The 20,701-nt window shown below is 38.8% G+C and carries 18 protein-coding genes; 14 read left to right on the forward strand and 4 right to left on the reverse strand.

The window, feature by feature from the left end:
• The first annotated feature begins 58 nt into the window (after nt 1-58).
• The 4 genes from FFM63_RS04640 to FFM63_RS04655 all read left to right on the forward strand — a co-directional run bounded on the left by FFM63_RS04640 (nt 59) and on the right by FFM63_RS04655 (nt 4,077).
• A complete protein-coding gene (locus FFM63_RS04640) occupies nt 59-1,249 on the forward strand; it encodes a phosphoglycerate kinase (RefSeq protein WP_137609155.1) in 1,191 nt (396 codons plus the stop codon).
• Between the two features lie 104 nt (nt 1,250-1,353).
• A complete protein-coding gene (tpiA, locus tag FFM63_RS04645) occupies nt 1,354-2,109 on the forward strand; it encodes a triose-phosphate isomerase (RefSeq protein ID WP_137609156.1) in 756 nt (251 codons plus the stop codon).
• A 112-nt stretch (nt 2,110-2,221) separates the two neighbouring features.
• On the forward strand, nt 2,222-3,535 hold the full coding sequence (eno, locus tag FFM63_RS04650) for a phosphopyruvate hydratase (protein ID WP_137609157.1): 1,314 nt from the start codon (nt 2,222-2,224) through the stop codon (nt 3,533-3,535).
• 170 nt (nt 3,536-3,705) lie between these two features.
• Nucleotides 3,706-4,077, forward strand: a complete 372-nt coding sequence (locus FFM63_RS04655) for a hypothetical protein (protein WP_137609158.1) — start codon at nt 3,706-3,708, stop codon at nt 4,075-4,077.
• 275 nt (nt 4,078-4,352) lie between these two features.
• On the opposite strand, the gene FFM63_RS04660 is transcribed toward FFM63_RS04655, so the two are convergent.
• From FFM63_RS04660 to FFM63_RS04675, 4 genes are all read right to left on the reverse strand, one after another.
• Complete coding sequence (locus FFM63_RS04660; RefSeq protein ID WP_171000191.1) at nt 4,353-4,811, reverse strand: hypothetical protein; 459 nt, start codon at nt 4,809-4,811, stop codon at nt 4,353-4,355.
• Nucleotides 4,812-4,978: 167 nt separating this feature from the next.
• The gene (locus FFM63_RS04665; RefSeq protein WP_137609160.1) at nt 4,979-5,293 is read right to left on the reverse strand and encodes a PadR family transcriptional regulator; all 315 of its coding nucleotides are present in this window, start codon (nt 5,291-5,293) and stop codon (nt 4,979-4,981) included.
• Nucleotides 5,294-5,371: 78 nt separating this feature from the next.
• The gene (locus FFM63_RS04670; RefSeq protein WP_137609161.1) at nt 5,372-6,061 is read right to left on the reverse strand and encodes a phosphatase PAP2 family protein; all 690 of its coding nucleotides are present in this window, start codon (nt 6,059-6,061) and stop codon (nt 5,372-5,374) included.
• Between the two features lie 335 nt (nt 6,062-6,396).
• Nucleotides 6,397-8,037 carry a SulP family inorganic anion transporter gene (locus FFM63_RS04675; protein ID WP_137609241.1) on the reverse strand — a complete coding sequence of 547 codons (1,641 nt, stop codon included), beginning with the start codon at nt 8,035-8,037 and terminating at the stop codon, nt 6,397-6,399.
• A gap of 216 nt (nt 8,038-8,253) precedes the next feature.
• Between FFM63_RS04675 and FFM63_RS04680 the strand changes: the two genes are divergently transcribed.
• The 10 genes from FFM63_RS04680 (at nt 8,254) to gnd (ending at nt 20,693) form a co-directional block, all read left to right on the forward strand.
• Complete coding sequence (locus FFM63_RS04680; protein WP_137609162.1) at nt 8,254-8,700, forward strand: YueI family protein; 447 nt, start codon at nt 8,254-8,256, stop codon at nt 8,698-8,700.
• 188 nt (nt 8,701-8,888) lie between these two features.
• Nucleotides 8,889-10,496 (forward strand): CTP synthase, encoded by a 1,608-nt coding sequence (gene pyrG / locus FFM63_RS04685; protein WP_137609163.1) that lies wholly within the window; start codon nt 8,889-8,891, stop codon nt 10,494-10,496.
• Between the two features lie 363 nt (nt 10,497-10,859).
• Nucleotides 10,860-11,729 (forward strand): class II fructose-bisphosphate aldolase, encoded by an 870-nt coding sequence (locus FFM63_RS04690; protein ID WP_137609164.1) that lies wholly within the window; start codon nt 10,860-10,862, stop codon nt 11,727-11,729.
• A 269-nt stretch (nt 11,730-11,998) separates the two neighbouring features.
• A complete protein-coding gene (murA, locus tag FFM63_RS04695; protein ID WP_137609165.1) occupies nt 11,999-13,270 on the forward strand; it encodes a UDP-N-acetylglucosamine 1-carboxyvinyltransferase in 1,272 nt (423 codons plus the stop codon).
• Entirely contained in the window at nt 13,270-14,565 is a 1,296-nt protein-coding gene (gene rho, locus FFM63_RS04700; RefSeq protein WP_137609166.1) for a transcription termination factor Rho, read from the forward strand. Before murA ends, rho begins: the two co-directional genes overlap by 1 nt.
• A 99-nt stretch (nt 14,566-14,664) precedes the next feature.
• Nucleotides 14,665-14,928: a type B 50S ribosomal protein L31 gene (locus FFM63_RS04705; protein ID WP_010739538.1), complete on the forward strand. Its 264-nt coding sequence runs from the start codon at nt 14,665-14,667 to the stop codon at nt 14,926-14,928.
• Nucleotides 14,929-15,101: 173 nt separating this feature from the next.
• Nucleotides 15,102-16,439, forward strand: coding sequence for a glycosyltransferase family protein (locus tag FFM63_RS04710; RefSeq protein WP_246033283.1), 1,338 nt, complete (start codon nt 15,102-15,104; stop codon nt 16,437-16,439).
• A gap of 332 nt (nt 16,440-16,771) precedes the next feature.
• Nucleotides 16,772-18,382 (forward strand): PTS transporter subunit EIIC, encoded by a 1,611-nt coding sequence (locus FFM63_RS04715; RefSeq protein ID WP_137609167.1) that lies wholly within the window; start codon nt 16,772-16,774, stop codon nt 18,380-18,382.
• Between the two features lie 2 nt (nt 18,383-18,384).
• Nucleotides 18,385-19,716 (forward strand): 6-phospho-alpha-glucosidase, encoded by a 1,332-nt coding sequence (locus tag FFM63_RS04720; RefSeq protein ID WP_137609168.1) that lies wholly within the window; start codon nt 18,385-18,387, stop codon nt 19,714-19,716.
• A gap of 80 nt (nt 19,717-19,796) precedes the next feature.
• Complete coding sequence (gene gnd / locus FFM63_RS04725; RefSeq protein ID WP_137609169.1) at nt 19,797-20,693, forward strand: phosphogluconate dehydrogenase (NAD(+)-dependent, decarboxylating); 897 nt, start codon at nt 19,797-19,799, stop codon at nt 20,691-20,693.
• Nucleotides 20,694-20,701: the final 8 nt, after the last annotated feature.

The following is a 20,701-nucleotide window of genomic DNA, read 5'->3' on the forward strand; positions in this document are numbered from 1 at the left end:
TATTAGAAAGAGTTGTATAATGATAGAGATTCAAAAAAATATTTGGAGGTTTTCTTTCATGGCAAAAATGACAGTTAAAGATCTTGACTTGAAAGACAAGAAAGTTTTAGTCCGTGTGGATTTTAACGTTCCTGTTAAAGATGGCGTGATTACTGATGACACTCGTATCAAAGCGGCGTTACCAACAATCAACTACATTTTAGAACAAGGCGGCAAAGCTATTTTGTTCTCTCACTTAGGTCGTGTGAAAACAGAAGAAGACAAAGCAGGCAAATCATTAAAACCTGTTGCTGAACGTCTAAGCGAATTATTAGGTAAAAACGTAACGTTCGTACCTGAAACTCGTGGTTCTGAATTAGAAGCAGCAATCGCAGACATGAAAGACGGCGACGTAGTTGTATTTGAAAATACTCGTTTTGAAGATATCGACGGTAAAAAAGAAAGCGGCAATGACGCTGAACTTGGCAAATACTGGGCTTCATTAGGCGATGTATTCGTAAATGACGCATTTGGTACTGCTCACCGGGCCCACGCTTCAAACGTAGGGATCGCTTCTACTGGAATTCCAACTGTTGCTGGATTCTTAATGGAAAAAGAAATCAAATTCATCGGCGAAGCTGTTGAAGAACCTAAACGCCCTATGATCGCTATCTTAGGCGGCGCGAAAGTTTCGGATAAAATCGGCGTAATCAAAAACTTGATTCCTAAAGCTGATAAAATCTTGATCGGTGGCGGAATGACATACACATTCTACAAAGCTAAAGGCATGGAAATCGGTAACTCATTAGTAGAAGCCGACAAAGTAGAATTAGCAAAAGAATTAATTGAAGCAGCGGGCGATAAATTAGTATTACCAGTTGATTCAATCACAGCGGCTGAATTCTCAAATGATGTCCCAACTGAAGAACATACTGGTGATGTTCCAGCAGGACAAATGGGTCTTGACATTGGACCAGAATCAATCGCTTTATTCGCTCAAACACTAGCAGGCGCAAAAACAGTTGTTTGGAACGGACCTATGGGTGTGTTCGAAATGAGCAACTTTGCAAATGGAACAATCGGTGTTTGTGAAGCAATCGCAAACTTAACTGACGCTACAACTATTATTGGTGGCGGAGACTCTGCAGCAGCAGCTGAACAACTTGGCTTTGCTGACAAATTCACCCACATCTCAACAGGTGGCGGTGCAAGTCTTGAATTATTAGAAGGTAAAGAATTACCTGGTCTTGCAGCAATCAATGATAAATAAGCTAATTTAATTCATTCAGCTCTTAGGCAGATAGATTCTGCAAAGAGCTGGGTTATTGAATGAATAGTCAACGGATACCTTAATAGGAAAAGGAGTTTTTTTAAATGCGTAAACCAATTATTGCTGGTAACTGGAAAATGAATTTAACTGCTTCAGAAGCAAAAGATTTTGCCGAAGCAGTAAAAAACAACGTTCCTGCAAGCGATAAAGTGGATTCAGTAATTGGATCACCTGCTTTATTCTTACAAGAATTAGTTGAAGCAGCAAAAGGCACTGACTTAAAAATCTCTGCTCAAAACTGTTACTGGGAAAATGCTGGAGCATTTACTGGTGAAACTTCACCAGCAGCTTTAGCTGATCTTGGTGTGGACTATGTAATCATCGGACATTCAGAACGTCGTGAATACTTCCACGAAACAGACGAAGAAATCAACAAAAAAGCCAAAGCAATCTTTGCTAACGGCATGTTGCCAATCCTTTGCTGTGGTGAGTCTTTAGAAACTTATGAAGCTGGCAAAACTGCTGAATGGATCGAAGGACAAATCAAAGCTGGTTTAGCTGACCTTTCTGCTGAACAAGTTTCAAGCATGGTCATTGCTTATGAACCAATCTGGGCGATCGGTACTGGTAAATCTGCTGACGCACAAATCGCAGACGAAATTTGCGGCGTTGTTCGTTCAACTGTTGAAGGAATCTTCGGCAAAGCAGTTTCTGAAGCTGTTCGTATCCAATACGGTGGTTCTGTTAAACCAGAAAATATTGCTGAATACATGGCAAAAGAAAACGTTGATGGTGCTTTAGTCGGCGGAGCCAGCTTAAAAGCTGATTCATTCTTAGCTTTATTAGAAGGCGCAAAATAATTTTTTTCAGAAAATCGCAGCTTTTGTTTGCAACTGTTCGTGATTTTCACTAATATTGGTTATAAGGGCTTTGTCCCTATAAATAAAACAAAATTTAAAGGAGAGACAAAACATGTCAATTATCTCAGACGTTTACGCACGCGAAGTCCTAGATTCACGTGGTAACCCAACAATCGAAGTAGAAGTTTATACAGAAGACGGCGCATTCGGCCGCGGTATGGTTCCTTCAGGTGCTTCAACTGGTGAATACGAAGCCGTTGAATTACGTGATGGCGACAAAGCTCGTTACGGCGGTAAAGGTGTTACTAAAGCAGTCGATAACGTAAACAATGTTATCGCTGAAGCAATCATTGGCTACGATGTACGCGACCAAGCTGCAATCGATGCTGCCATGATCGAATTAGATGGCACTCCTAACAAAGGTAAATTAGGTGCGAACGCTATTCTTGGTGTTTCTATTGCCGTTGCTCGTGCAGCTGCTGACTATTTAGAAATCCCATTGTACAACTACCTTGGCGGATTTAATACTAAAGTTTTGCCTACTCCTATGATGAATATCATCAACGGTGGATCACATGCTGATAACTCTATCGACTTCCAAGAGTTCATGATCATGCCAGTTGGCGCTCCAACATTCAAAGAAGCTTTACGTTATGGTGCGGAAGTATTCCACGCATTGGCTTCAATCTTGAAAGCTAAAGGTTTAGCTACATCAGTTGGTGACGAAGGCGGATTTGCTCCTAACCTTGGTTCTAACGAAGAAGGTTTCGAAGTAATCATCGAAGCAATCGAAAAAGCTGGTTATGTACCTGGTAAAGATATCGTTCTTGCTATGGATGCTGCTTCTTCAGAATTCTACGACAAAGAAAAAGGTGTTTACGTTTTAGCTGACTCAGGCGAAGGCGAAAAAACAACGGATGAAATGATCGCATTCTACGAAGAATTAGTTGCCAAATACCCAATCATCTCAATCGAAGACGGCTTAGACGAAAACGACTGGGAAGGTACTAAGAAATTAACTGAAGTTTTAGGCGATAAAGTTCAATTAGTTGGTGACGATCTATTCGTTACAAACACTGAAAAATTAGCTAAAGCAATCGAAATGGGCGTTGATAACTCAATCCTTATCAAAGTTAACCAAATCGGTACTTTAACAGAAACTTTCAACGCTATCGAAATGGCTAAAGAAGCTGGCTACACAGCAGTTGTTTCTCACCGTTCTGGTGAAACAGAAGATTCAACAATCTCTGACATCGCTGTTGCAACAAACGCTGGACAAATCAAAACTGGTTCTCTTTCACGTACTGACCGTATTGCTAAATACAATCAATTATTACGTATCGAAGACCAATTGGGTGACGTTGCAGAATACAAAGGTATCAAATCATTCTACAACTTAAAGAACAACCCATTCATCGCTAAATAATTAAGTTTATTTAGCTAGAAGCCTGTGAGAAGAAATTCTCACAGGCTTTTTTGTGTTTAAATGAAGGTGGACTGTTGAGTATTTATTGATAAGTGTACAAGGCCGGTAGTTAGTCATAGAATTGAAATATGATACTATATAAGTAATAACAGCTGAAAGGAAGAAGAAATTTGAAAATTGTCACTAATAATAATTGTAATAATTCGCCAAAAAATAAATTTATTGAAATTTATTCAATTAATCTGTTAACAAAGAATCTAACAGAATTACAATTAGACTCAACAAGTCATATTTCCATAATCCTACCTGATGGAAAGGAAATCAAAAATTTAGCAGATATAGAAAAATGGAGCGTAGAAGCAGAGACTGTAACTTCTATCGCATCTGTTTCACATGGAAAGCAAGCCTTTTTCTTAGCGTTATTGACCAATAAAAATAAAGAGAATTATTTTACGATCTATTACGAATTTGAAACATTCAAGGCAGACAAAATAGAAAAAATAATATTGTTTGAAGGGCATATGTTGAATAGAATTTTATAAATTAATCTGTTCAATGTAATAAAATATAGATTTTCCAGTAAAGATAGTTAGAATACGTTAATCATTTAAAATTAGCGAAGATTATACTAATTGATGGGGAGAAATTAGCCAAAGAAATGATTCGCCATAAAGTCGGGGTAGACGTTAAGCAAATTATTGAAGTACATACAATTGATTTGGATTTCTTTACTGAAGATGAATAATTCGATTTGACCGCAGCTGATAACGTAAGAGAATATATCAAAAAAGTCGAGTTGTTCAACTCGACTTTAAAATTATTTCTTCATCAAAATTTGGTTTAATAAGCGATACAAGATAAACGTCAGCCAGAAGCCAAATCCGAAGCCAAGCAATGTGATTTCTAAAGCATCGATTGCTGGAATATGAGTACCTGTAATAACTAGATCGATCAGTGCAAGGACAAGTCCAATCGCAACAAATAAGATTCCCAGCTTGATTAGATAGTTAAATGAATGGATATAGAAAAATGCTGGATTGTGTTGGAGTTCGCTAGTTCTGAATTGTTCGATTATTTCTTTTTCGGCGGTTTTTCGATCAGCGCCATTCCGGACTTGATCTTCGACATAATCGATCATCAACTGCTTAACTTCTTCACGCTCGTCTTTTGAAACGGTTAAAGATGCAACGAAGGTTTCGATGGTAGGATAGCTTTTATATAACGGGTTTATTCGCAAATTATCAATATAATTTAGAATCGCCCAAGAGGCTGCCAAAAGTATCGCTGTAAAATAGACCAAAATAAAGAGAAAGCCAGTTTCTCTTGGTTCGATAAGAATATCGAGTAAATAACAACCAAAAAATAAAAGAATTGAAATCAAAAGAAGGATTCGGTACCGTATTTCTTTAAAATCAATAATGCGCGCTTTCAAAATGATTCACCTCAAATTATTTTTTTTACGATAGCGGACAACGTTTTAAAATCATTCTTTATTTCCTCAAAATGTACTAAGCCGCTTTCGGTGATATGATAATATTTCCGCTTTCCACCATGCGTTTTTTCACCCCAATAAGACTGAATCACTTCTTGTTTTTCCAATCTTTTTAGAGCTAAATACAAGGTTGCTTCTTGGATCTCAAAAACATTGCCCGATTTATCGGATAGGATCTTAGAAATTTCATAACCGTAACTGTCTTGTTCTTTCAAAACAGCCAGAACAAGCAGGTCGATATTTCCTTTTAACATTTCTTTATTCATGGGCTACTCCTACGTTTTTTATAAACTCTCCTCCTATCATACCTAAGAATTTATCAAATTACCAACGCGATTGAGATTTTAGATTCTGCTTTTTTTGAAGAGGCTTTTTTTAAACCAATCGGCTGTCAAACTGTAGGTAACTACTGCCGAGAAAAACCAAAAAGCTGCTAGTGAGACGCCGCCGATGAGATCACTAAAATGATGCGCGCTGAAATATAAACGTGAAACCAAAATACTGATCCAGCTGAGCCAAACAAGGCTTTTGGCAATGAAGTTGAGTGCAGGCTGTTTCAGTAGCGGGATGATAACAACTAGCAGTGCCAAACAAACTAAAGTACTGCCAACTGCATGACCGCTTGGAAAAGAGCCACCATCGTCTTCTAATAAGTGTCCAAGGGGCCGTTCTCGCTGAAAGAACAATTTCATTATCACGCCGATGATTCCGCCTGTCGCAACAACACCTAAAAACCAAAAGACTAAAAACCGATAACCGCTGATAAATAATGGAATGGACAGTACAAAGGAAAGTAGTACCAGCGGTGTCGCATCGCCGTAAGTAGCAAAAAAGGTCATCAGATCGTTAAAAAAGTTTCCGTGATAAGATATTTGTGGGTGGCCGAAAATTTGCTGAATCTGATTGGTTAGAAAAGAATCGATCGTTAGAATCGTTTTATTTTGTAACCAAATCAAACTAGCGGTGATGGTAAAAATCAACAAACAAACTAAGGCTGAATAGATGTCTTTCTTTTTAAAATTTATGAGGTTCATAGTTTACTTCCTTTACTAAATATTATTAAGTACTTAACTACTAAACAATATAAAGTAATCTACTAAATAATGCAAGGTACTTATTTCTAAAGATTTTATTAACGAGTGCAGACAAAAATGGCGATAGCTTTGATTGAAATGCTCGATTAAACTTTTTACTCAAAAGATACGCAACAAAAATTTGCTGCGTGGAAAGGATCGCCCAACTATCGATGCTTAAATAAAATCAGCGAAAGTGAATAAATTCTTTCATCATCATTCACCGACTTTCACTGACAGCCGCGTTAAATTTGCGCAAAAAAAAGCTGTGAAGAATTTTCTCCACAGCTTTAGATCTAATATTCTTGATGCAACGCATGCAGGGCATGAGCAACGGTTGGATGTTGGATAGGGCGATCCGCTTTCTTTTGCCAAAGTTGTTGGAATTGTTTTTCTACTTCTGGTTGCATCGAAGTAAAGACTAATTTTTGATCGTGCAGCGCGGCGATAGAAAAATAATCAGCAAAAGTATCTAATGCGGTCAAGTCGATACTAGGCACACCGCGAAGCGAAAAGATGAGGCCTTCTTTATCGACGACTTGATCGAGTTCTTGTTTTAATTGATTGGTAGACATGAAGAATAATGGTCCCGTAATATAGATGACTGCCCAATCAGAACCAGCAGCAGAAGGTGGCAGTTTGATTCTTTGCCAGTCGATCTCTTCGGTGATAATCGAGATTTTTGCGCTTTTTGCGATAAAGAAAATACAGCTGAAAATAATACCGATAACAATCGCGATACTTAAATCAAAAATGATCGTACTCAGCATCGTAACGGAAAACAGCAAAAGCGCGGTTCGATTTTTTTGCCGAATCATCGTTTTGATCGTAGACCATTCATGCATCCGCCAGCTTGTGACAAGCAAGACGCTGGCAAGTGCGGACATTGGAATCTGTGACATGACGGGAGCGAAAATAATCATTGATAAAAATAAGAAGAGCGCGTGAAAAATTCCAGCCAATCGTGTTTGGGCACCTGATTTGATAGCCACGCTAGTTCGTGCGATTGCTGCCGTTGCGGGAATCCCGCCAAAAAAAGGCAAAATAATATTACCGATCCCTTGAGCAATCAATTCTTGGTTGCTGTCAAGATCTTTTCCGGTCATTCGTCCGGCTGAAGCACCACAGAGCAGACTTTCAATCATTCCTAACATCGCGATGCTAACGGCAGGTAAAAATAATTGCTTGATTACGGAAAGATTAAGTGTAGTAAGATCCAGCCGCTCATTTGTCAGCAAGGAGGTAGGAATTTTGCCTACTTTTGCTACAGGCAGTTCGAAAATGAAGGCAGCGATAGTCGCTAGAATAATTACTGCAAGAGAAGCTGGTAAAACTTGGTTCCATTTTTTGGGATAAAAGATCAATATGAATAAGATGATCAGTCCTAATAATAAAGTAGGTAAATGTGGTGTAAAATCTGTTCTATAACTCAGCAATTTAGCGATAGCCGTGTCGCCGACAGACGTCGTACCTAAGAAGTTATCGATTTGTCCTAGTGCGATAATGATAGCGATCCCTGAAGTAAAACCTGTAATGACTGGCGAGGGAATGAAGGAAGTCAATGTGCCTAATTTGAATAAGCCTGCGAGTAACAAAATGACTCCGGCAATGAAGGTGGCGACTAATACACCGGCAAGTCCTTGTGAAGCGATGATCCCCATTAAAATCGCGGCCATAGCACCAGTTGGACCAGAGATTTGATAAAACCCGCCGGAAAGACTGCCAATCACAAGCCCTGCAATGATAGCTGTGATCATTCCAGCTGCAGCGTCTGCCCCGCTGGAAACACCAAAGGCTAATGCTAACGGCAATGCGACAGCGGCGACCGTCAACCCGGCCAATAGATCTTTTTGCAGCTTGTCCTTTGAATAATGGTGAAACCCTTGTTGTAACAAATTTTTATAACGCTTGATCGTAAAACACTCCTTTTCGAAAATACGACAAAAGCCCGTTTGTTTACGGGCTTTTGATAAAAAATTTTCTTTTTTCAAACCATCTTCAACTATAAGATAATCCAAATAAAAGTACAATGGTTTTTGGATAGTTTTTCTGTGAAAGGGATTTCTTGTTCGTTTGGCAAAGAGTCAGCAAGTTTTATGCTTTTTTGATATACTAGTTTTAAAGAAAAATTTATTTATAAGGAAGTGAACAGATTGGCAAAAGATGAAGTACAGCAGCACTTAGATAAAGGACGTTATGGCTCGCCGCGAATCAATCCAGAGGAGCAGAGAAAATATTTGGGAACATTTCGGGAGCGTTGTTTTGTAAGTATGACCGTAGGAGAGATGCACAACAAACAAGATCAACAGAATTTGATTGAAGAGATCAAGCAACACCCCGATGGAAAATTACTGATCAATGGCGCGGTTTCTGAAGAACTGCAACGTGTTTTTATTGGTCTGGCTTCAAAAAATGCCGCTGATTTTACCATCGTCAATGATGCGACCGCCGAATCAGAAGATAGCATCGGGATATTATTAGTAACTGATTACGCAGTGAATGAAGAAATCATCGATATTGAAGCAAAATATCCAACGAATCCGGAAGATGATGAAGAGCCTAAAGAAAAGAAAAGCTTTTTCAGCCGTTTCTTCAATTAAAAAAATGCCGCAATGAATAATTACAGTTGACATTTTCTCCAAGTGTCGGTATTATACAGCTTGGGCACCCTTTTAGTAAGGGTCAAGTGTTTAGTGAATTCACAGCTCCCTATTCAAATTGGATAGGGAGCTTTATTTGTTTTTTCTAGACGTTTCCTGCAAATTAGTATGAAGGAGTTTTTTCATTTATGACAAAATATATTTTTGTAACTGGCGGCGTAGTTTCATCAATCGGCAAAGGGATCGTGGCAGCATCATTAGGTCGTTTGCTTAAGAATCGGGGATTAAAAGTTACCATCCAAAAATTTGATCCTTACATCAATGTCGATCCAGGTACGATGAGTCCTTACCAGCATGGAGAAGTTTTTGTAACAGATGATGGTGCAGAAACGGACTTAGACTTGGGTCACTATGAACGTTTTATCGACATCAACTTGAATCAATACTCCAACGTAACGACAGGAAAAATCTATTCAGAAGTTATTCGCAAAGAACGTAAAGGTGAATACTTAGGTGCGACAGTCCAAGTGATCCCGCACATCACCAATGAAATCAAATCAAAAATCATGCGGGCTGCTAAGATGACAGATTCAGATGTCATCATTACAGAAGTCGGCGGAACCGTCGGCGATATCGAATCATTGCCATTTTTAGAAGCATTGCGTCAAATGAAAGCTGAAGTTGGAGCCGATAACGTGATGTATATCCATACGACATTGATTCCTTATTTGAAAGCTGCGGGTGAAATGAAAACGAAGCCTACACAACATAGTGTAAAAGAATTACGCGGATTAGGGATCCAACCAAACATCTTGGTCGTTCGAACAGAACAACCAGTTTCTCAAAGCACGAAGAATAAATTGGCGCAATTTTGTGATGTGGAACCTGAAGCAGTCATTGAATCTCGCGATGTAGAAACACTTTATTCTATTCCGTTAGCATTGCAAGCGCAAGGAATGGATCAAATCGTTTGTGATCACTTGAAATTAGATGTACCGGCAGCGGATATGACTGAATGGCGTGCGCTTGAAGAAAAAGTCTTGAATCTTAAGAAAAAAGTGAAAATCGCTTTAGTCGGTAAATATGTGGAATTGCCAGATGCCTATATCTCTGTAGTTGAAGCATTGAAACATTCTGGTTTTGCATTTGATTCAGATATCGAGATCAACTGGATCCAATCACAAGATGTGACTAGCAAAAATGTTGCAGAAAAATTAGCCGACGCTGACGGTATCTTAGTACCCGGCGGTTTTGGCGATCGTGGGATCGAAGGCAAGATTGAAGCGATCCGTTACGCACGTGAAAACGATGTGCCGTTCTTAGGGATCTGTTTAGGAATGCAAATGGCCTGTGTAGAATTTGGCCGCAACGTGGCTGGACTTGGCGAAGCGGACTCAGCTGAAACAGTTCCGGATACAGCGAACAACATCATTGATTTGATGGCAGATCAAGAAAACATTGAAAACTTAGGCGGAACATTGCGTCTTGGACTTTACCCATGTAAGTTGAAAAAAGGAACTAAAACTGCAGCTGCTTATGGAAATGAAGAAGTTATCCAAGAACGTCACCGTCACCGTTATGAATTCAACAACCAATATCGTCAATTATTTGAAGATAAAGGATTGGTGTTCTCAGGTGTTTCTCCAGACAACCGTTTAGTGGAAATCGTTGAAATTCCTGAAAATAAATTCTTTGTGGGTTGCCAATTCCACCCAGAATTGATTTCTCGTCCAAACCGTCCACAACCGTTGATCAAAGCATTTGTTGGTGCGTCATTGGAAAACCAAGAAGCATAATAGTAAAGCTGACTGAAGGGCAGAGCTGCCTTTCAGTTTTTTTGTCGCTTTTGCCAAATCACTTTTCTGATATGAATTGATTATTTATCCAATTTTTCTAGTTCATTAAGATGCTGACTAAATCATAAAAGCGGCGACGAATGATCAAATTATTTAGTTGAAGAATTGCGTCATTGATTTTTTGCGTTAGGGAAATTCCAGTCCAACTTACAGGCAAGTTTGGCGAAAAAAGTAAAAAAAGTTGAAATGTAAAGGTTTTATCGGAAGGTTTGGAGTAGCAAAGATGGTAAAACTTTGATAGAATTAACACGTTAGTTAAGCACGGCTTAACCAAATAGTAAAAAACCTTAGGAGGAATTTTTTATGCCAGTAGTATCAGGAGCAGAATTCTTAAAAGCTGCACGTAAAGGCGGATATGCAGTTGGTGGATTTAACACGAACAACTTAGAATGGACTCAAGCAATTCTAAAAGCCGCAGAAGCTAAAAAAGCACCAGTTCTTATTCAAACTTCAATGGGCGCTGCAAAATACATGGGCGGATACAAAGTTGCTAAAGATATCATCACTAACTTAGTTGATTCAATGGGTATCACTGTACCAGTTGCAATCCACTTAGACCATGGTGACTATGAAGCTGCTTTAGAATGTATCGAAGTTGGCTATACTTCAATCATGTTTGATGGTTCTCATCTTCCATTTGAAGAAAACTTGAAATTGGCTAAAGACGTTGTTGAAAAAGCTCATGCTAAAGGCATTTCTGTTGAGTGTGAAGTTGGTTCAATCGGCGGCGAAGAAGACGGCATCATCGGTGCTGGCGAATTAGCTGATGTTAATGAATGTGTACAAATGGTTGCTACAGGTATCGACTACTTAGCATGCGGCATTGGTAACATTCACGGCGTATACCCTGAAAACTGGAAAGGTCTAGCATTTGACCACTTACAAGCAATCGCTGACGCTGTAGGTTCTGATGTTCCTTTAGTATTACACGGCGGATCAGGTATTCCTAAAGAACAAATCCAAAGAGCTATCTCAATGGGTATTTCTAAAGTTAACGTAAATACTGAATTCCAATTATCATTTGCTAAAGCAACTCGTGAATATATCGAAGCTGGCAAAGATAAAGAAGGAAAAGGCTTTGACCCTCGTAAATTGTTAGCACCAGGTGTTGCTGCAATCGTTAAAGATGCTGAAGAACATATCGACTGGTTCGGTTCAGCTAACAAAGCTTAATTAGTTTTTTCTAGTCTCGGAGCATTTGCTTCGAGGCTTTTTTTGTTCTCGATAAAATTCTGATCAGTCAGCCATAAAAGTTATTTCTAGTTCTTTTTACTAAAAAAATAATATATTTTAGGAGAGAACGGGAACCAAAAATGATTTAACATGAAAAATCTCTTTATTTTCTACTGAGTTTTGAGAATGCTTCCTTTTTATGCATGCGATAATATGATAAAATGGATAATGGTCTATAAATTTCAAAATAATTAATTAGGTGAAAATAAATGAAAAAAATCGAAATCCATGGCGGAAAGCCATTATCAGGCAATATTACAATCAGCGGCGCGAAAAATAGTGCAGTCGCATTGATCCCAGCAGCAATTATGGCGGACTCGCCAGTAACATTAGAAGGTGTTCCGGATATTCAAGATGTCCATTCATTGATCGAAATTTTAGAAATTATGGGGGCAGAAGTCTCTTTTAAAGATAATACGATGGTGATCGATCCGACTAAGATTGTGTCGATTCCAATGCCAAATGGCAAGATCAACTCATTACGTGCGTCTTATTATTTTATGGGCGCTTTGTTAGGCAAATTTGGCGAAGCAGTCGTCGGTCTGCCTGGTGGATGTTTCTTAGGTCCGCGTCCAATCGACTTGCACATTAAAGGCTTTGAAAGTTTAGGTGCCGAGGTTTCAAATGAACACGGTGTGATTTATTTGCGAACAGATAACGACGGGTTAACCGGGGATCGGATCTTTATGGATGTGGTTTCTATTGGTGCGACCATTAACGTGATGCTGGCTGCGGTCAAAGCAAAAGGCAGAACAACGATTGAAAACGCGGCAAAAGAACCAGAAATCATTGATGTTGCTACCTTATTGAACAATATGGGGGCAAGGATCCGTGGAGCAGGTACTGATGAAATTCGAATCGAAGGCGTAGAAGAATTGCATGGTTGTGTCCATTCAATTATTCCTGACCGAATCGAAGCGGGTACTTATTTAGCATTGGCTGCGGCAATCGGCGAAGGTGTGACGGTCAACAATGTCATTTATGAACATATTGAAAGTTTTATCGCAAAATTAGAAGAAATCGGCGTCGAGATGAATATCTCAGAAGACAGCATTGAAGTGTTGCCTTCTAAAAATCTGAAAACAGTCGATGTAACGACATCGCCTTACCCAGGATTTGCTACAGATTTACAACAACCGCTGACGCCATTATTACTAAAAGCGCAAGGTACTTCTGAAATCATCGATACGATTTATTCAAAACGCGTGAATCATATTCCTGAATTGGTCCGGATGGGCGCTGACGCTCGAGTAGAAGGCAACTTGATCGTATTGAATGGACCAAATGAATTACATGGTGCAGAGGTCGTTGCTTCTGATCTGCGCGCAGGGGCTTGTTTAGTGATTGCCGGCTTGATGGCCAAAGGCAAAACAACGATTTTTAACGTGGAATATATTTTACGCGGCTATGATCATATTATTGAAAAATTAACGGCTCTAGGTGCAACTATTGAAATGATCGACGAGGAAGAGGCGGAATAATGAGCGATTATTTAACAATGGCGGAACTTGAAAATAAGACGCTGAAAGAAATCTATACGTATGCGAAAGATTTTAAAATTCCTTATTATAGCCAGATGAATAAAAAAGAATTGTCGTTAGCGGTGATTCGAGCACAAGCAGAAAAACAAGGCTTCTTTTATATGGAAGGAATCTTGGATATCGTCGGACAAGACGGCTATGGTTTTTTGCGTCCAATCAATTATGGCTCAAGTGCGGAAGATATTTATATCTCTTCTTCACAGATCCGTCGTTTCAGCTTGCGAAATGGTGATAAAGTAGCCGGAAAAGCGCGTCCGCCCAAAGAGTCAGAACGCTATTATGGCTTGATGCACGTGGAAAGTGTCAATGGCAAAGATCCGGAAGAAGCTAAAGAACGCCCGCATTTTCCAGCGCTAACCGCACTTTATCCAGATAAACAATTGATTTTAGAAACAACTCCCGGTCGTTTGTCTACTCGAATGATCGATATTTTCTCACCGGTAGGATTTGGTCAGCGTGGCTTGATCGTTGCGCCGCCTAAAGCCGGAAAAACAACGATCCTTAAAGAAATCGCGAACGGTATCACTGATAATCATCCAGATGTCGAATTGATCGTTTTGTTAATCGATGAACGACCAGAAGAAGTGACAGACTTAGAACGCAGCGTCAAAGGCGATGTAGTTTATTCAACTTTTGATCAGCAACCGCAAAACCATACTCGAGTCTCTGAATTAGTATTGGAACGGGCGATGCGTTTAGTCGAGGATAAACGAGATGTAGTCATTTTGATGGATAGTATCACGCGTTTGGCTCGTGCCTATAACTTAGTCGTTCCGCCCAGCGGCCGAACATTAAGCGGCGGGATCGATCCAGCGGCTCTTTACAAACCCAAAAAATTCTTTGGGGCTGCTCGAAATATTGAAGAGGGCGGTAGCTTGACGATTTTAGCAACAGCACTTGTCGACACTGGCAGTCGGATGGATGATGTGATCTATGAAGAATTTAAAGGAACAGGTAATCTGGAATTACAATTATCCCGTGAATTATCCGAACGCCGCGTCTTCCCAGCAATCGATATCAAAAAATCCGGGACTCGTAAAGAAGATTTACTAATGTCGCCGCCGCGACTGGAAGAGATCTGGAAAATCCGCAACAATATGACCGGCGATTCGTTGGAATATACCTCGCAATTTATAAATTTCTTAAAGAAATCAAAGACGAATGAAGATGTTTTTAAAGCATTTAAGGATGTTTCTTTCGGTGGGAAAACTCCGCGCAGAAATCAAAAAAGATAATTGCATTGTCGAATCATTCATGATAGTATATTCATGTTGCAAATTGCAAAAATAACTCTGAACCAGCAAATGATTCAGGGCAAAGGAGCGAAAAAAACTATGAAACAAGGAATTCATCCAGAATATCATCCCGTAGTATTTATGGACTCAACTACAGGTTTCAAATTCTTGTCAGGTTCTACAAAATCTTCACAAGAAACAGTTGAATGGGAAGACGGAAATACTTACCCAGTAATCCGTGTCGAAGTTACTTCAGACTCTCATCCATTCTACACTGGACGTCAAAAATTCACGCAAGCAGATGGACGTGTCGACCGTTTCAACAAAAAATACGGTATCAAAGACACAAACGCTGCGGAATAATCAAAATTCTGTTCAAACAGACTTTAGCGAGTTTCCTATTATGGAAGCTCGTTTTTTTATATTCAATAATTTTAGAAATCAGATTGAACTGAGTCTTTTTAACAGTTATCATAAATTAGTATAAATATAAAAAACATCCTATTTTTATTGATGTTGATTAAAGGAGATCAATGATGAAACATTCTTTAGTGCGTGAACGTAGCTTTCCAGAATTCTTTTTCTTGTTTATTATTATTGCTTTTGGAGTCATTTCAACTTTCGTCACTTTTCCTTTAACAAATGGTGATGAAGGTTATCATCTGAGTAGAAGCTATACCATTTTTTCTAGAAATAATCCTATTTCAATGGAAACGGATGCTGTGCGTGCTATTGAATTAGTAACAATTTCTGAAAATTTAGGAGAGCGAAATTTTGACGTGGATTCTTTCTTTAGAACTAAATTACCTGATGTTGAAAAAGATAAGGTGAGTTTTAATCTTCAAAAGGATGATAACTCAACTCTTGGAATAGATGTCGGGCATATGCCGGCTGCTATTGGAAGTTTAATTGGCAGATTCATTTATCCAAGTTATGGTGTTATACTTATTTTTTCAAGATTGGCAAATCTAGTTTTTTTTGCAATATGTTTATTTTTTATTATTAGATTTAGCAGCGTAGGTAAATGGTCCTTATTTATGCTATTTTCAGTTCCATTTATCCAAAAATTGGCTAGTCCAAGCTATGACGTTTTTTCCTATGTTGTCGTTTCAGCTTTTGCAGTAAATCTGCTGACGCTAGCTAAATTAAGTGATTTTAAGAAAGCTTCGAAAAAACAGATTAGCTACACTTTGCTTACTATTCTCCTAATATTTTTTGCGAAGAACAATTATATCTTTATCTTGCCCTCGCTACTATTTTTACCCATGTTTACTAATAGAATCATAAAGTTATATCGAAAGCAAAGTAGACAGCTACGTATTATTTTTTGGATAATACTATTAATTATACTTTGTATTGGGATTTATTATTCAAATAGAATATTTGGTTTAGAAAATTTTGCGAGACAATTTTTCAATTCTTATTTCAATGTAGCGACTATGGGGCGCAGAGGAAGAACACTATTTAACGTAGCACCTACGATCTTGCCGGATATGTTTAATATCTTTTGGATTTTGTCCTTATTTTTTGTAATGATGACTGAAAAGAAGCATTCATGGAATTTATTCTTCATATTAGGAACGATTATTGTCTTTTTCATTAATTGGTTTGGTATATATGCAGGATTTTATTTGATGTTGAATAAACCGATGCAAGCGCTCGATGAACTAAGTGGGAGGTATCTTCACCCATTTATTATTTGTTTTTTACCGTTTACTCAGCTTGTAAGCTACAAGTATAATCTAGTATCATCACAAAAAGCAGTAAAATTTGTTTCTATAACCTCAACATTGCTAATTATGATAACGTATTTAATCGTTTGCTATTATAGAGGATATATAATCCAAACAACTCCTACATGGGGGACGCGATAGTATAAGGTAATCTACTAGAGGAGTTGAAAGGTCTAAGCTGGACTTATCATTTCCTGTTGGCGTATTGATAATCTGTGGTTCCATATCAATTAAAAGTCCTAGTAAGAAACTAAGTATTATGAGGAGAATATCAAAGACACAAATGCTGCGGAATAATCAAAATTCTGTTCAAACAGACTTTAGCGAGTTTCCTATTATGGAAGCTCGTTTTTTTGTGTAGTTATGAAACGTGTTTCAGTTCGTGAAATACGTTGAGTTGTAAGCGGTACCTATTTATTTTTAGAACGGCGTCTCGTATACTGAACACATCATAAAAAGAAGGAGTTAAAATGATGAAAGAGAAAATCATGGATGGCATGCAGAAATTTTCAAAAGCGATGTTTGTTCCGGTTTTGATCCTGCCGATTGCCGGTATTTTAATTGCAATTGGAAACGTTTTTACAAATCCGCGATTAATTGAGACCTTTGGCTTTTTAGATAATCCAATCACAATGGGCTTTGGGAGTATCTTATCTGCGGCGTTATTACCAGTTTTAACAAATTTAGGAGTTATTTTCTGTGTGGGGATTGCTTTAGGGTTGGCGAATAAGAAAAAAGCTAAAGCCGCATTTACTGCACTGTTAGGTTATTTAGTTTTCTTATATGCTATGAACAAATTTATGGAATTGCGCGATATGCTGGTAGCACCAGATCAATTGCAAGGTTCAGGGCAAGCACTGGTCTTAGGAGTCCAAGTGTTAGATATGGGCGTTTTTTTAGGTATTATTTTAGGTGTTGTTGTTGCACTAATTCATAATCGCTTTATTGATACGACTTTTAGTAATGCTTTTCAAGTATATGGTGGTGCACGCTTCGTCTTTATTGTACTGATTCCAGTATTAGTATTAGCAGCCATTGTTCTTTCATTTGTTTGGCCGGTGGTTCAGCAAGGAATTGATGGGTTAGGCGGTATCATTCAAAAAACAGGGAATTTTGGTATTTTCTTATATGGTTCATTGGAACGACTATTAATCCCAACAGGATTGCATCATTTGATCTATACGCCATTTTTATATACTTCACTTGGCGGTGTAGCAGAAGTTGGTGGTCAAGTATTTGAAGGCGCACGTAATATTTACTTTGCTGAGATCGCTGATCCGGCGGTCAAAGTTCTTTCACAAAGTGTGATCTGGGATGCTCGAGGAATTTCAAAAATGTTTGGTTTGATCGGAGCCTGCTTAGCTATGTATCAAACAGCTAAACCAGAAAATAAAACCAAAGTAAAAGCAATCTTGATTCCGGCAGTAGTAACATCATTTGTCGCTGGAGTGACAGAGCCTATCGAGTTTTCATTTATGTTTGTTGCACCGGCACTGTTTGTTATCCATTCAGCTTTAAGTGGCTTGAGCATGGTAGTTTTAAATATCTTTGGTTCACGAGCAATCGGTCCGAATGGTTTTATCGACTTCTTACTTTATAACATTCCATTGGGAACAGAAAAGACTCGCTGGACAATCTATCTTTTAGTAGGAATCGCGTTCTTCTTCATCTATTACTTTATTTTCCGCTTCTTGATCGTTAAATTCAATTTCAAGACAGTCGGACGTGAAGACAACGAGCAAGAAACAAAACTTTATTCGAAAAAAGAATACAACGAGAAAAAAGGACAAGGTTCCACTGACGGCGTACTCGCAACCGCAACAGTGGCAGACGAATTTTCACAAAAAATTGTTGATGGCTTAGGCGGCGCTGAAAATATCAAAACAATTGATAATTGTTATACTCGACTGCGTTTGAAGCTGGCTGATCCAAGTTTAGTAGATGAAGGATTGTTAAAAGATCAGACCCAAGCAAAAGGGGTCATCAGCAATGGGGAAAATGTACATGTGGTCTATGGCTTGACCGTGCCGCAAGTACGAGAAAAACTTGAAAAATATTTAGGTAGAGACAGAGGAGACGAATAGTGATGAAAAAATTTTCAGTAGTAATTGCCGGCGGAGGAAGTACTTTTACTCCAGGAATCGTTATGATGATGTTAGATAATTTAGACCGTTTTCCGTTACGGACATTGAAATTATATGATAATGATGGGGAGAGACAAGGCGTCCTTGGGGAAGCGTTAGAAATCCTTTTGAAAGAACAAGCACCTGAGATCGATTTCTTATACACGACAGATCCAGAGGTTGCTTTTACAGATGTTGATTTCTGTATGGCACATATTCGAGTTGGAAAATATGCAATGCGGGAAAAAGATGAAAAAGTTCCTTTGCGTCATGGCGTATTTGGGCAAGAAACTTGCGGACCTGGCGGAATCGCTTATGGGATGCGCAGTATCACAGGAATGCTAGAAATTATCGATTACATGGAAAAATATTCACCAGATTGTTGGATGTTGAATTATTCTAATCCAGCGGCGATCGTAGCTGAAGCTTGCCGTGTCTTACGTCCAAATTCAAAAGTATTGAATATTTGTGATATGCCAGTCGGCACATTACGTCGGATGTCGCAGATCGTTGGCAAAACACCAGAAGAACTAGAAGTTCGTTATTTTGGTTTGAATCATTTCGGCTGGTGGACAAGCGTCAAAGACAAAGCAGGACATGAATATATCGATCAGATCCGTGCGTACGTTTCTGAACATGGGTATTTGACACAAGTCGAAGTGGATACGCAACATACAGATCCAAGTTGGCAAGAAACACACAAAAAAGCCAAAGATATTTTAGCTGTAGCGCCTGAGTATCTGCCAAATACGTATTTGAAATATTATTTGTATCCTGATTATGTTTTTGAACACATGAAAGATCATCCAGAATTTACACGAGCAAATGAAGTCATGCAGGGCCGTGAGAAAAATGTTTTTGACCATGCGCGTCAAATCATTGCGAATGGTTCAGCTGAAGGGATTGCTTTCGATATTGATTCCCATGCGACTTTTATTGTAGATCTAGCTCGTGCGATTTCCTTTAATACTCATGAACGAATGGTGATGATCGTTGAAAATAATGGGGCAATTGCGAACTTTCCTGATGACGCGATGGTAGAAGTTCCTTGTATCATCGGAACTGATGGACCAGAAGCATTGGCGCAAGGTCAGATCCCGGCCTTCCAGCAAGCTCTGATGTTCCAACAAGTTACTGTTGAGAAATTAGTAGTCGAAGCCTATGCGGAAAAAAGCTATCAAAAAATGTGGCAAGCTCTAACACTATCCAAAACAGTTCCGAGTGCACAAGTTGCTAAAGAATTGTTAGATGATCTAATCATTGAAAATGGTGACTACTGGCCAGAACTACATTAATCATGAAGGGTGTAACAACAATGTCCAAAAGGATTCGTTGTTGTTAGACCCTTTTTCTGAAAATTATAGGAGGAATAGTAATGGAGATTTCCGTAATCGGTTTAGGCAAAATGGGGATGGGGATTGCTGAAAATTTATTAAGCCATCAATATCAAGTTGCTGGTTTTGACATTGATCCAAGTGTCGCTGAAACACTAACTAAATTGGGAGGAACTTATTATTCCAATATTGAACAGCTAAAGAAGCATGACAAGCAGCAGATTATTTGGTTGATGTTGCCGGCAGGAGATTTGACCAATACTATGGTCAAGAATATTTTAGAATTTTTAGATGCAGGCGATATTGTAATTGATGCGGGCAACGCACATTACCAAGATAGCAAAAGGAATTACGAACGGTGCCAAGCAAAGGGAATTCACTTTTTAGATGTGGGGACATCCGGTGGTGTTACAGGGGCTCAAAAGGGTGCGTGTATGATGATCGGTGGCGATAAGGAAATCTTTGACCAGCTAGAACCAGTTTTTGCTGATCTATGTGTGGAAAAAGGATTAATTTATAGCGGTCCAGCTGGAAGCGGTCATTACCTCAAAATGGTCCATAATGGAATCGAATATGGCATGATGCAATCGATCGGCGAAGGGTTCAATTTGCTGCACCATAGTCCCTATGATTATGAGATGAGTGAAGTTGCGCAAGTATTTAATCACGGATCCGTGATTCGTTCTTGGCTGATGGAGCTGACAGAAAATATTTATCGAGAAAAAGTGGACATGCAAGAAATTGCTGGAGTTATTCCATCTTCGGGTGAAGGAAAATGGACGGTGGAAGAAGCGTTACGTTTAAATGTAAATCTGCCGGTGATTACTCAGGCACTTATGACGCGCTTTGCTTCAGAAGATTATGATAAGATAAGTGAGAAGCTTGTCGCATTATTGCGGAACCAATTTGGCGGGCATGATTTTGTAAAGGGTGAGTGATTTTGTCA

The organism is Enterococcus pingfangensis, from assembly GCF_005405205.1.
Lineage (GTDB): Bacteria > Bacillota > Bacilli > Lactobacillales > Enterococcaceae > Enterococcus_A > Enterococcus_A pingfangensis.